The sequence below is a fragment of the Prauserella isguenensis genome (assembly GCF_014191605.1).
Taxonomy (GTDB): Bacteria; Actinomycetota; Actinomycetes; order Mycobacteriales; family Pseudonocardiaceae; genus Prauserella; species Prauserella isguenensis.
Genome location: NZ_JACHWU010000003.1, coordinates 464,557 through 477,638, shown reverse-complemented (window position 1 = coordinate 477,638; position 13,082 = coordinate 464,557). Strand labels below are relative to the sequence as shown.

Below are 13,082 nucleotides of genomic sequence, written 5' to 3'. Positions count from 1 at the left end.
GGAACGCAGCCGACCCGAAATGCGGGGCGCCGCGACCACGACCGTTGCCCGCCGCCGGACGCAATCCGCCTCCGACGGCCACGACCGCCGACTCGGACCCGCGGCTCTCACGGTCGCGGGTCCGAGTCGGCAGCGGCTCGGGAGGGTGGGCTCAGGGCGTGGTGAACAGCAGGGCCGTGTTGTGGCCGCCGAAGCCGAACGAGTTGCTGATCGCCGCGGACAGCTCCATCTTGCGCGGTTCGCCCGCGACGACGTCGAGCTCCACCTTCGGGTCGAGCTCGCCGAGGTTGAGCGTCATCGGCACGACGCCGTGGTAGATCGCCAGCAGCGTGGCGATGCCCTCGACCGCGCCCGCACCGCCCACGAGGTGGCCGAGTGCACTCTTCGGCGCGGTCACGACCGGGTGGTCGCCGAGCGCCTGCTGGATGGCCGCGGCTTCGCCCACGTCGCCGACGACCGTCGACGTGGCGTGCGCGTTCACGTGACCCACGTCGCGGGCGGTGATGCCCGCCTGTTCGATGGCCTGGCGCATCGCCGCGATCTGGCCGATGCCCTCCGGGTGGTTGCCCGTGATGTGGTAGGCGTCCGAGGTGATGCCGGTGCCCGCGACCTTGCCGTACACGCGTGCGCCGCGCGCCTCGGCGTGGGCCGCGCTCTCCAGCACCATGACCCCCGCGCCCTCGCCGAGCACGAACCCGTCACGGTCGACATCGAACGGCCGGGAGGCGTGTTCCGGGTCGTCGTTGCGGGTCGACACGGTGCGGGCCTGGGCGAACCCGGCGATCGTGATCGGGTGGATGCACGCCTCTGCGCCGCCCGCCACGACCACGTCGGCCCTGCCGGACCGGATCATGTCGTAGGCCTTGGCGATGCCCTCCGCGCCCGAGGCGCAGGCCGACGCGGGCGAGTGCACGCCCGCGCGGGCCCGAAGTTCGATGCCGACGTGCGCGGCGGGCCCGTTCGGCATCAACATCGGCACCGTCAGCGGTGACACCTTCCGCATGCCGTGCTGTTCGAGGTTGTCGTCCTGCTCGAGCAGCGTCACCGGACCGCCGATGCCGGTGCCGATGGACACGCCGAGTCGCTCGGGCTCGACGTCCTCGCCATCGTCGGACGGCAACGAGAATCCCGCGTCCTCCCAGGCCTGCCACGCCGCGATGAGCGCGACCTGTTCACAGCGGTCGAGCCGCCGGGCCCGGACGCGCGGGATCTTCTCGGTCGGCTCCTCGGCGAGAGTGGCGCCGATGCGGACCGGGAGATCGTAGGTCTCCGCCCAGTCCGCATCGAGGGCGCGAACGCCGCTGCGCCCGGCGAGCAGACCGTCCCATGTGGACGTCACGTCCGGTCCGAGCGGCGTGGTCGCACCGATACCGGTGATCACGACGTCGGTGTTGCTCATGTGGAGTCTCCCCGAGGTAGCCGGCCGAGTGGCGTTTACTTGGAGTTGGCCGCGACGTAGTCCACGGCGTCGCCGACCGTCTTGAGGTTCGCGAGCTCGTCGTCCGGGATCTTCACACCGAACCGGTCCTCGGCCTGCACGGCGATCTCCACCATGGACAGGGAGTCGATGTCGAGGTCGTCCACGAACGACTTCTCGGCGGTGACGTCGTCCTTTGCCACGCCGGCGACCTCCTCGACGATCTCGGCGAGTCCGGTCAGCAGCTCCGTCTTGTCGGCCACTTTGGTGTTCCTTTCGTTGCTTTCGGATGGATGGTCGGGACGCACACTAACGGACCAGGGTGATCCGCCGTCCGCGCTTCCGGTTAAGGGCAGATGAGAACCTGCCCCGCGTACGACAGGCCGGCACCGAAGCCGACGGCCAGCACGACATCGCCCGACGAGACGGTGCCCGACGCGCGCATGTGGTCGAGTGCGAGGGGGATCGACGCCGACGAGGTGTTGCCGGAGTAGCGGATGTCGTCGGCGACCACCATGTCGTCGCGCGCCCCCTGGGCACGCAGCCGCTTGGCGATCGACTCGACGATACGCAGGTTCGCCTGGTGCGGGATCAGCACGTCCACATCGGAGAGCTGCAGGCCGGCGAGCTCGACGGCCTGCGTCGCCACGGGTGCGATCTGCGTGGTCGCCCAGCGGAACACCGACTGTCCCTCCTGGAACAGGTACTTGTGGTCGCGCATGTAGATCATGTCGACCTGGTCGCCTGCGCTGCCCCACGACACCGGTCCGATACCCGGCTCGTCCGCCGGTCCGACCAGTGCCGCACCTGCTCCGTCGGCGAAGATGATCGCCGTCGAGCGGTCGGTCGGGTCGACGACGTCGGTGAGCTTCTCAGCGCCGATCACGAGGACCTTGCCGGCCGAACCTCCGCGGATCAGGTCGGAGGCGAGCGCGAGTCCGTAGCAGAATCCGGCACACGCGGCGTTGATGTCGAACGCGCCTGCGCCGGTGATGCCGATCCGGTCGGCGACCTGGGCGGCCGCGTTCGGGATCGGGGTGGGCATGGTGCAGTTCGGAAGGATGACCGTGTCGACCTCGGACGGGTCCGCACCCGCGTCCGCGAGCGCCTTGGCGCCCGCGGCGACGGCCATGTCGACCAGCCGTTCGTCCTCGCCGGCGAAGCGGCGTTCGACGATGCCGACGCGCTCGCGGATCCACTGATCGTTGGTGTCCATGTGCCGGGCGAGGTCGTCGTTGGTGACGACCCGGTCGGGCTGGGTGCTGCCGATGCCGAGCACACGGGTCGCGGCGGGTCCCTGCCGGAGGGTCAGTGCGCTCATGCGGCCGGGTCCACGTCATCGAGATCGCCTGGCTTCTTGAGCGCGACCGCCGAGGCGACGGTGCCCTTGAGTTCGCGGCGAACCAGGCCGCTGAGCGTCCCCGCGGGCGGCAGCTCGGCCGTGGCGGTGACGCCGAGGCCGACCAGGCCCTGCATCGTCAGATCCCACCGCACCGGCTTCGTGACCTGTGCGACGAGACGTTCGAGGTACTCGGCCCCGCCGGTGACCACGGCGCCGTCGGCGTTCGACAACAGCGGCCGGGTGGGGTCGGCGGGGGAGATGCCGGCGACGTGCTCGCGCAGCGCTTCCTCGGCGGAAGCCATGTAGCGGGTGTGGAACGCGCCCGCGACCTGGAGCGGGCGCACCTTCGTGCCCTCCATCGGCTCGGTGACGATCCTCTCGATCGCCTCGGCCGAGCCCGACGCCACGATCTGGCCTGCGCCGTTGCGGTTGGCCGCTTCGAGGTCGCGCTCGGCCAGCCAGGCGACGACCTCGTCGGGGTCGCCCAGCATGACCGCGGCCATGCTGGTGGGCTCGAGCGCGCAGGCCTTGGCCATCGCGGCGCCGCGCACTGCTGCCAGCGCGACCGCGTCCTCAGCAGGCAGCACGCCCGCGATCGCGGCGGCGGCGAGCTCGCCCACCGAGTGGCCCGCCACGGGCGCGTCGGACGGGGTCTCCGGGACGTACTCGGCGGCCAGCAGCGAGGTGGCGACCGTCAACGGCTGCGTGATCGCGGTGTCGCGGATCTCCTCGGCGCCCGCCTCGGTGCCGAGCCGGATCAGGTCGAGGTCCGCCTTCTCGGACCACTGCTGGAGGCGCTCGCGTGCGCCGTCGAGTTCGAGCCAGTCGTTGAGCATGCCAGGGGATTGCGCACCCTGGCCCGGGCATAGAAGCGCGATCACGTGACCAGAAAACACGTCGGCGGGCCGGTGCGGGGATGCCGATGCCTCACGAACTCACGCCTTCCCTGTTGTGGAAACCATACAAAGGTCTGTGGCGTCGGCCGTTGTCCAGCGAGATCACCTTGTCGGTTCTGCGCAGTTCGGGTGCGGCTGTCGTCAAGATCGTGATCGGACTCACTGCGCCGGATCCGGCGGGCTGAGAGCTGCGTCACCATTGATTGCGGGCGCCGGCGAGTCTGCTCGCGGCCAACGCCACGCGCAGTACGAGCGCGTCCCGAGGGTCGGCGGCGTTGCGACCGGTCAGTTCGGCGGCCTTGCGAAGCCGGTAGCGCACGGTGTTCGGGTGTACGAACAGCTGGCGGGCGCACATCTCCAGTACGCCCCCGGTCTCCAGGTATCCCTCGACCGTGGCCAGCAGCGCGGGGCCTGCCTCCTCCAGGGGTTTGGCGATCTCGTCGACGAGCCGTCGTTCCGCGGACGGGTCGCCCGCGAGTGCGCGTTCGGGCAGCAGGTCGATCGAGCGCACGGGGCGCGGAGCGCCGGGCCAGGCCACGACGGCGCGCATGGCCGACAGCGCTTCCGCGGCGCTGGCGTGTGCCTCGGCCAGGCCGGAAACGGTGGGGCCCGCGACGATCGGGCCGTCGCCGAACGCCGCCGCGAGCGTGTCCAGCAGCGCACCGTCGCGAGCCTGTTCGTCGTCCGCGCCGCCCGCCACGACGACGAGCCGCGTGCCCTGCACGCCCAGCAGCACCGGGCAGCCCGCGCGTGCGGCCCTGCTGCGTACCTCGAAGACCACGGTCGGCGGATCGTCCGACGGCGACGTGCCGACCATCACCGTCGCACTGGCCGCGGGGTCCCAGCCGAGTGCGGCCGCGCGGGAGAGCACGGACTCCTCAGCGTCGCCGCGGACGATGCCGTCGACGACGAGTGCCTCCAGTCGCGCGTCCCAGGCGCCGCGGGCCTCGGCGGCCGCGGCGTACGAACTCGCGGCGGCGAAGGCCACCTCACGGCCGTACCGGAGGATGCCTTCGACGAGCGCGGCGCTCTCGGTCTCGTCGGCGGCGAACTCGGGTAGCTGCTGCTCGAAGACCTCGATGGCCAGGCGCACCAGTCCGACCGTCTGCCGCAGGCTGATCCAGCGGGACAGGTCGCGCGGGGCGCCGCGGAACGCTTCGGTCGTCAGTTCGAGGGCGTGTTCGGGGTCCCGCAGCCAGCGGACGAAACCCGCCGCGCCGGTCTGGGTGATGAGCAGGACGCTGGCGCGCTGGTCGGCGGGCAGCCTGCCGAACCAGGACAGTCGCTCCTCCATCGCGGCGACGCTGGCCTTGGCGAGCCTGCCCGAGGCGCGTTCCAGCTCCCGCAGCGTCCGCGCCGACAACCGATTCGACCTCCGCGCGGTGCCCTTCGCCGGGGTCGAGGTGCCCGTCGGGGTCGAGGTGCCCGCCGGAGTGGCGGGTTTCGAGCGCGAGGAGTTCTCGGCCTTCGCAGGCGACGTCGTCGTCGAGGCCTTCCGCGAGGTCGAGGACGTGTTTCTCGCGCCGGCACTCGACCGCTTGCGCCGGGAATCGTCGGAGGTCATTTGCCTGCGATCGTACGTCGCCGGGCGTCGTAGCGGCCACGGAGCGGTGACGACTGAGCGGTGGCGCACACTCGCCGTCGTGGCCGTCGTGGCCGTCGTGGCCGTCGTGGCCGTCGTGGCCGCGTGCCGAGCAGACCGGGGCGAAACCTTGTCTGATGCGAAACCTGTGCCCGATGCGAAACCGCCCGCTGCAATACCGCCTGTGAAACGGCCCGACGCGAAACGGCCCGACGCGAAACGGCCGGACGCGAAACCGCCCGACGCGGCGATGATTCGCTGCGTCGGGCGGTTTCGTTCTCCCCGGTCCCCACCGGTGATTCCACTATGGACCGGACGGATCGTCGCTGGCCAGAGACCTCACTCGTTCGTGGAACGACCTCACGCGAACGGCGAAACCATTCGCGCTGCGGTCTCACTTTCAGTGGCGGGAGCCATCCTTTTCGTCCGGAACAGCCGGGGAATCAGGCGACGCCGGAGTCGGACGTCTGCGGTCCGGCGGCACCGACGTCGTCGATTCGGTACTGCTGCGCCGCACGGGAGACCGTGTCCTGGTCGACCGCGCCTTGCTTCGCCAGTGCCGTGAGCACGCCGACCGTGATCGACTCGGCGTCGACCAGGAAGTGGCGGCGTGCCGCCGGGCGCGTGTCGGAGAAGCCGAAACCGTCGGTGCCGAGCGTGAGCATGTCGCCGGGAACCCACGGACGGATCAGGTCCGGGACGGCCTTCATCCAGTCGGACACCGCCACGTACGGGCCGTTCTCGCCCTGCAGCGCCCCGGTCACGTATGGCACGCGCGGCGCATCGCCCGGGTTCAGGAAGTTCGCCCGGTCGACGTCCACGGCTTCGCGGCGCAGCTCCGTCCACGACGTCGCCGACCACACGGCCGCGCGCACCCCCCACTCGTCGAGCAGCATCTGCTGCGCCCGCAACGCGTCCGGCATCGTCACGCCGGAGACCAGGATCTGCGCCTCCGGTCCGTCACCGGCCGGTGCCTCGGCGTAGCGGTACAGGCCCTTGAGCAGGCCGTCGACGTCGAGGCCTTCCGGCTCGGCGGGCTGCTGATACGGGTCGTTGTAGACGGTCAGGTAGTAGAAGACGTTCTCGCCGTTGCCGTCGGGGCCGGTCTCGCCGTACATGCGGCGCAGGCCGTCCTTGACGATGTGGGCGATCTCGAACGACCACGCCGGGTCGTAGGTCACCGCCGCCGGGTTCGTGGCCGACAGCAGGATCGAGTGGCCGTCGGCGTGCTGCAGGCCCTCACCCGTGAGGGTGGTGCGGCCGGCCGTGGCGCCCAGTACGAAGCCGCGCGCCATCTGGTCGGCCGCGGCGTACAGCCCGTCGCCGGTGCGCTGGAACCCGAACATCGAGTAGAAGATGTAGATCGGGATCATCGGTTCGCCGTGCGTGGCGTACGACGTGCCGACCGCGGTGAACGACGCCGTCGAGCCCGCCTCGTTGATGCCCTCGTGGAGCAGCTGGCCTTCCTCGGACTCCTTGTAGGCCAGCATCAGCTGCGCGTCGACCGAGGTGTAGGTCTGCCCGTGCGGGTTGTAGATCTTGTTGGTCGGGAACATCGAGTCGAGGCCGAAGGTGCGCGCCTCGTCCGGGATGATCGGTACGATGCGCTGCCCGAGTTCGGCGTCCTTGGCCAGCTCGCGCACGAGCCGGACGAACGCCATCGTCGTGGCGACCTCCTGCTTGCCCGAGCCCTTCCGGATCGCGTCGTAGACCTTGTCGCCGGGCAGGGCGAGCGCCTTGGCGCGGGCGGGTCGGCGCTCCGGCACGTAACCGCCGAGGGTCTTGCGGCGGCCCTGCATGTACTCGATCTCGGGCGAGTTCTCACCCGGGTGGTAGTACGGCGGCAGCTTCGGGTCGCGTTCGAGCTCCTCGTCACTGATCGGGATGCGCTGGGCGTCCCGGAACAGTTTGAGGTCGTCGAGGGTCAGCTTCTTCATCTGGTGCGTGGCGTTGCGGCCCTCGAACGCCGGGCCCAGGCCGTAGCCCTTGATCGTGTGGGCGAGGATCACGGTCGGCTGGCCGTGGTGCTCCATCGCCGCCTTGTAGGCCGCGTACACCTTCCGGTAGTCGTGGCCGCCGCGCTTGAGGTTCCAGATGTCGGCGTCGGAGAGGTCCTTGACGAGGTCCTTCGTGCGCGGGTCGCGGCCGAAGAAGTGCTCGCGGACGTAGGCGCCGTCGTTGGCCTTGTACGTCTGGAAGTCGCCGTCCGGGGTGACGTTCATGAGGTTGACCAGCGCGCCGTCGCGGTCGCCGTGCAACAGCGCGTCCCACTCGCGGCCCCAGACGACCTTGATGACGTTCCAGCCCGCACCGCGGAAGTACGCCTCGAGCTCCTGGATGATCTTCCCGTTGCCGCGGACCGGGCCGTCGAGGCGCTGCAGGTTGCAGTTGATGACGAACGTGAGGTTGTCGAGGCCCTCGCCGGCGGCGACGTGCACGAGGCCGCGCGATTCCGGCTCGTCCATCTCACCGTCGCCGAGGAACGCCCACACGTGCTGGTCGCTGGTGTCCTTGATCCCGCGCGCGTCCAGGTAGCGGTTGAATCGGGCCTGGTAGACGGCGTTCATCGGGCCGAGGCCCATCGACACGGTCGGGTACTCCCAGAACTCCGGCATCAGCCGCGGGTGCGGGTACGACGGCAGGCCGCCGCCCTCTCCGGCGTGGGAGACCTCCTGGCGGAAGCCGTCCATCTGGTTCTCGGAGAGCCTGCCCTCGAGGAACGCGCGGGCGTAGATGCCGGGGGAGGCGTGGCCCTGGATGAAGACGTGGTCGCCGCCGCCGGAGTGGTCCTTGCCCCGGAAGAAGTGGTTGAAGCCCACCTCGTACAACGCCGCCGACGAGGCGTACGTGGAGATGTGCCCACCGACGCCGACGCCGGGGCGCTGCGCACGGGTCACCATGACGGCCGCGTTCCACCGGATGTAGGCGCGGTAGCGGCGCTCGAGCTCCTCGTCGCCGGGGAACCACGGCTCGTTCTCGGTCGGGATGGTGTTGACGTAGTCGGTCTCGGTGAGCGGGGCGACGCCGACGTTGCGCTCCCGTGCCCGCTCCAGCACGCGCAGGAGCAGGTACCGGGCGCGCTGCTTACCGCCGGTGGCGAGTGCTGCGTCGAAGGAGTCGAGCCATTCGCCGGTCTCCTCCGGGTCGATGTCGGGCAGGTGCGCCGCCAGGCCGTTGCGGATCACGTGGACGCGCGCCGGGTTGCCCTGGGCGGCGTCGTCGCGCCCTGCCTTGTCGTTCTGCGGGGCCAAGGGGTCTCCTCGCCAGTCGTCGCTGTTGTCGTTGCCAGCTGTCGTCACTGTTGTCACTGCGTTGTCCGGGCCGCGCCTCGTCCGGGTCCGGAGGCAGGCTGCGCTCGGTGTGCGGCGCAGTCCGGCGAGCCGGGCACGGACCGGTGCGGTGACCGGGTGCGGGCCGTTCGAGGGACATGGTCGTCGTGTCCACGAGCCGTGTCATCGCTACTCGGCGGTAACGTCCGACGCGGCGGTTTCCCGGTCATCGGCCCCGGTCAGCCCCCTGTCGGGGGCCGGTCACCCCACCCTAGACCCGCCGCGTTCGAGGTGTTCGGCGAGTCTGCTCTATGCCTCTCTAACGCGCGCGCGTGCGCGCGCGGCGATTCGGGTTCCGCCGCGGCCGCTGCGGGCATGACGTGCGATGCTGGGCACAGGCGACGCGCCAGATCCGGTGTGGACGGTTGCATCGGAGCCGCGCTCAGTGTTCGCTTGACCCAACCGTGCAAACAGTGCGGACGGAATCCGCCGTCCGCACACCGTCGTTCGTTGGAGGATTGAAGTCGTGGTCGCCGCTGGAGACGCTGATCAGCACAGCGTCGCCGAGAGGCTTGGCATCAAGCCGGACATGGTGGTCCAGGAGATCGGCTGGGACGAGGACGTCGACGACGACCTGCGCGCGGCCATCGAGGCCCGCACCGGCGCGGAACTGCTCGACGAGGACGCGGATGAGGTGATCGACGTGGTTCTGCTGTGGTGGCGGGACGGCGACGGCGACCTCGGTGACGCCCTCGTCGACGCCAGGGCACCCCTCGACGACGAGGGCGTCGTGTGGGTGCTGACCCCGAAGACCGGGGAGGCAGGTCACGTCGAGCCCAGTGAGATCGCCGAGGCGGTGCCGACGGTCGGCCTGTCGCAGACCTCCAACCTGTCGGTCGGTGACGGCTGGACGGCCACGCGGCTCGTGCCGCGGTCCACGTCCCGTCGCTGAGTTCACCCGCCGTTGATCACCGGCGCCCGCCGCGGTCGTGTCCGCTCGCGTTAGGGTGGACGGGCACATGCGGCCGCGCCGGATCTCGGCGGGCCGGACGAGCACGCGCGCGAGAGGAATCTCCTATGGCGGTCGAGGTCGGTTCGCAGGCCCCGGACTTCACGCTGAACGACTACAACAAGCAGGAAGTCACCCTGTCGTCGTTCCGCGGGGACAAGCCGGTACTGCTGGTCTTCTACCCGTTCGCGTTCAGCGGCATCTGCCAGGGTGAGCTCTGCCAGCTCCGCGACGAGTTCGCCGACTACGACGGCGAGGGCGTGCAGATCCTCGGTGTCTCGGTGGACACCCCGTTCTCGCTCAAGGCCTGGGCCGAGCAGCAGGGCTACCAGTTCCCGCTGCTGTCGGACTTCTGGCCGCACGGCGAGGTCGCCACGAAGTACGGCGTGTTCAACGACCAGGCCGGTCTCGCGCTGCGCGGAACCTTCCTGATCGACAAGGAAGGCGTCGTCAGGTACGCCGAGGTGAACCAGCCCGGCGAGCCGCGTGACCAGGAGTCCTGGAAGAAGGCCGTCTCGGAGCTCGGCTGACGAGTTTCCCGGGTGGTCGGCGCTCCCGGGCGTCGCCACCCGTGACGGGCGCATAGCTCAGCGGAAGAGCACCTGCCTTACAAGCAGGGGGTCGCTGGTTCGAACCCAGCTGCGCCCACCATATTGGCCTGGGGTTTTGGTCGCTGATCTCCTCAGGGATTCTTGTGATGGGACCCGAGCCCGCGGCACGATCGAGCGCAGGGGTAACTCGCTGCGGATCAAGGTCTATGCCGGCGTCGATCCGCTCACGGGTAAGCGGTTGTACCTCCGCGAGTCGACAACCGACGAGGCCGAGGCCGAGCGGATCCTGACCCGCTTGCTGAACGAGGTCGACGAGCAGCGCAATGGGAAGACCCAAGCGACGCTGCAGAGGACCTTCGAAGAGTGGTTGCAGATCCACGAGGTGGATGAATCGCCCCGGGAGCTGTACGAGGGTTTCCTCGCCCACCACATCGGCCCTCTGATCGGCGACGAGCCGGTCGCGAGGATCACGCCGAGGACACTCGAGCAGTTCTACGCCGAGTTGAGGCGGTGCCGTGCTCACTGTGACGGCCAACCGGGCCGTGTCGACCACCGGACGACCTACCCGCACGGAGTGCCACGTCGTGAAGCACAAGCGGACTGCCCGGCGGCCGGCCGCCGGGCAGTCCGCCGCACGACTACGAGCAGGCCGGATGCGAAGTCAAGGAGTGCCCGCCGCATGTCTGCCGACCGTTGTCGCCGGCGACGAGCACGAAGATCCATTTCGCGTTGCGCGGCGCGCTGGGCGCGGCTGTCCGGTGGGAGTGGATCACGCGCCAGCCGTGGGGCTGGGGGAGGCGCGTCGGCTGGATGTCGAGTACTCCGTGAAGTTACTCAGCCCTGGGTGCGTAGCGCCCCGAACGGGGTAGGTAGGAGGGCTTGGATACGTCGCTTCTGGTTGATCGTTGGTATGTGCGGTGCCAGTGTGTAACGACATGAACACGACCAGGGGGCGGTCTTGTGGGGTTCGAGGCACAGATCGAGGCGATCAGTGAGAGTGGCGACGCCGCTGACGGCGTGGCGGAGGCCGTACGTCAGGTCAAGCCGGCTGCGGTCGTTCCGGATAGTCCCGCGGGTATGAAAGGCGCGAAGGCGGTCGCCAAGCTGGCCAGGGTGAAAGAGAGCACTGGCAGGGCACAGGTGCCGAGCTGTCCGGTGCGCTCGACCAGTACGCGCAGGATCTGGCGACTGCCGCGCAGCGGTATCGGGAGTCGGATGAGGCGGCTCGGTCCGACCTGGGTGACGGCGGCGGAGGCCGGAGGCCCGTCTGATGGTCACCTGGAGCGACGTCAAGCAGTGGAACGGCAGCGCTCGCTGAAGCCATCGGGCCGTTGAACCGGGAGTACAACGAGCTGATCAACGCCGGCGAAGACTTGGGCAAGATTCAGTCGCCGGACGGCTGGTCCGGGCAGGCAGCGCAAGCTGCGGGCAGCCGGTGCGGTGAGCTGGTTGAGGCGTTGGGCGAATGGACAGGCGACATCGCAGCGGCCCGTACCGCGTTCACGGCGACGAGCGACGCCATCGGCGGAGTCAAGAACGGCGTCACTGAGGCCGAGGAAGTCGCCAAGGCGAACAATTTCAGCATTGCCGATGACGGCTCGATAGCCGACCACGGCGTCCAGTGGACACACCGAAGGACCAGCGGGAAGCCGTCGCTGAAGAGCGAGCGCGGGTGAAGAACGAGCTCCAGGAACGAGTGAAGAACGTACTGCGCAGCGCCGACGACGTTGACAACGACTTCTGCAAGGTCCTGGACAAGATTCTGGGCGACACCGTCGACGCCGACAGCGACGCCACCTCACTCGCCGCGGCCGGGAAAGCCGGCACGAAGGTCGGCTCGCTCACGATCCCCACCCCTCCGCCCCTGAGCGACACGACGGTCGCCCAGAACGCTGCCTGGTGGGCGACACTCAGCGACGCGCAGCGCAAGCGCTTTATCCAGGACTTTCCTGGTCAGGTCGGCAATCGCGATGGCATACCCGCATCTGATCGGAGTGCTGCCAACGTGCTCCGCATCGATGACGAGCGCACCAGGCTGCAGAACCGCATCAAGCAGTTTCGGGCCGAGCGGCGCGAGCACGGCGGTCCGGGAGGCCTTGGGGAGCAGATGACTATCGACCGCAAGATCGCGCGGGCCGAGGAGAAGCTAGACAGTCTCGCTGCCGTCGAGCGCACAGTGACTGACCGCCACGGTGAACCGAAGGCTGGGAAACAGCTCATGCTCCTTGATACTTCCGGTGAGCGTGTCAAAGCAGCGGTTGCCAATGGCGACGTAGACAAGGCGGACAATGTAGCCGTGTTCACACCGGGGATGAACTCGAGAGTTGACACCAATCTTGACGACTACGTGCAAGACACCGACGCGCTGAAGCGCCACGCAGAGGATGAGCTTGTTCGTGAGAACCGCAGGGGCGAGTCGGTGGCCACGGTCACATGGTTGGGGTACGAACCGCCTCAAACGAATCCTGACGGCGTTTTCGAGGCTGTCGTCACCGGCGACTCGGCTGAGAAAGGGGCCCCGAAGCTCGCAGAGTTCTACAACGGTATCGATGCATCTCGCGCGGACAACCCGCACATGACCGCGCTCGGCCATTCCTGGGGATCGCTCACCCAAGGCTATGCCCTGCGTGACCATGAAACGGGCGTCGACGAAGCAGGATTCTTCGGCTCCCCGGGAATCGGTACTGACAGTGGCGAGGAGCTGAATGTCCCTGAGAACCACGTCTATGCGTGGGAGGCTCGCGAGGACGCCGTCGCGAACATTCCGGGTGTGGTAGAGCGATACGGCAAGGATGTCGTCGAGCAGGACGGCATCCATCACATGTCCACCGAGGAATACGAACCTGCTCCAGGTCAAAGCACCGAGGCTTCGACGGGCCACAGTGAGTACATGAAATCGGAGCGGAGCCAGGGGCAGAGCTCGGAGGTCTACCAGACGAGCGAGTATGCGATGGCCCGGATAATGATCGGTTCCCCTGACTTTACGCCTGTTCCCGAGCCGTAGATAGGTAGAAGT

General features: G+C 69.0%; 10 protein-coding genes and 1 tRNA gene. 5 read left to right on the top strand and 6 right to left on the bottom strand.

From position 1 onward, the window contains the following. Positions 1–151 precede the first annotated feature (151 nt). The 6 genes from FHS23_RS14945 to aceE all read right to left on the bottom strand — a co-directional run bounded on the left by FHS23_RS14945 (position 152) and on the right by aceE (position 8,488). Positions 152–1,399, bottom strand: a complete 1,248-nt coding sequence (locus FHS23_RS14945; protein WP_183655123.1) for a beta-ketoacyl-[acyl-carrier-protein] synthase family protein — start codon at positions 1,397–1,399, stop codon at positions 152–154. Between the two features lie 35 nt (positions 1,400–1,434). Next, on the bottom strand, positions 1,435–1,680 hold the full coding sequence (locus FHS23_RS14940; RefSeq protein ID WP_183655120.1) for an acyl carrier protein: 246 nt from the start codon (positions 1,678–1,680) through the stop codon (positions 1,435–1,437). A gap of 83 nt (positions 1,681–1,763) precedes the next feature. After that, positions 1,764–2,738 (bottom strand): beta-ketoacyl-ACP synthase III, encoded by a 975-nt coding sequence (locus FHS23_RS14935; RefSeq protein ID WP_183655117.1) that lies wholly within the window; start codon positions 2,736–2,738, stop codon positions 1,764–1,766. Beyond that, positions 2,735–3,655, bottom strand: coding sequence for an ACP S-malonyltransferase (locus FHS23_RS14930; protein ID WP_343053950.1), 921 nt, complete (start codon positions 3,653–3,655; stop codon positions 2,735–2,737). Before FHS23_RS14930 ends, FHS23_RS14935 begins: the two co-directional genes overlap by 4 nt. A gap of 193 nt (positions 3,656–3,848) precedes the next feature. Continuing rightward, the gene (locus FHS23_RS14925) at positions 3,849–5,219 is read right to left on the bottom strand and encodes a PucR family transcriptional regulator (protein ID WP_246382193.1); all 1,371 of its coding nucleotides are present in this window, start codon (positions 5,217–5,219) and stop codon (positions 3,849–3,851) included. 461 nt (positions 5,220–5,680) lie between these two features. Continuing rightward, positions 5,681–8,488: a pyruvate dehydrogenase (acetyl-transferring), homodimeric type gene (gene aceE, locus FHS23_RS14920; protein WP_183655112.1), complete on the bottom strand. Its 2,808-nt coding sequence runs from the start codon at positions 8,486–8,488 to the stop codon at positions 5,681–5,683. A 544-nt stretch (positions 8,489–9,032) separates the two neighbouring features. Here aceE and FHS23_RS14915 point away from each other — a divergent pair. The 5 genes from FHS23_RS14915 to FHS23_RS23770 all read left to right on the top strand — a co-directional run bounded on the left by FHS23_RS14915 (position 9,033) and on the right by FHS23_RS23770 (position 13,070). Beyond that, positions 9,033–9,458: a DUF3052 family protein gene (locus tag FHS23_RS14915; RefSeq protein ID WP_183655109.1), complete on the top strand. Its 426-nt coding sequence runs from the start codon at positions 9,033–9,035 to the stop codon at positions 9,456–9,458. A gap of 125 nt (positions 9,459–9,583) precedes the next feature. Next, positions 9,584–10,045 carry a peroxiredoxin gene (locus tag FHS23_RS14910; RefSeq protein WP_183655106.1) on the top strand — a complete coding sequence of 154 codons (462 nt, stop codon included), beginning with the start codon at positions 9,584–9,586 and terminating at the stop codon, positions 10,043–10,045. A 46-nt stretch (positions 10,046–10,091) separates the two neighbouring features. After that, positions 10,092–10,166, top strand: a tRNA-Val gene (locus tag FHS23_RS14905). A gap of 1,231 nt (positions 10,167–11,397) precedes the next feature. After that, positions 11,398–11,742 carry a hypothetical protein gene (locus FHS23_RS14900; protein WP_183655103.1) on the top strand — a complete coding sequence of 115 codons (345 nt, stop codon included), beginning with the start codon at positions 11,398–11,400 and terminating at the stop codon, positions 11,740–11,742. Further along, on the top strand, positions 11,739–13,070 hold the full coding sequence (locus FHS23_RS23770; RefSeq protein ID WP_183655100.1) for an alpha/beta hydrolase: 1,332 nt from the start codon (positions 11,739–11,741) through the stop codon (positions 13,068–13,070). The genes FHS23_RS14900 and FHS23_RS23770 overlap by 4 nt, the downstream gene beginning before the upstream one ends. Positions 13,071–13,082: the final 12 nt, after the last annotated feature.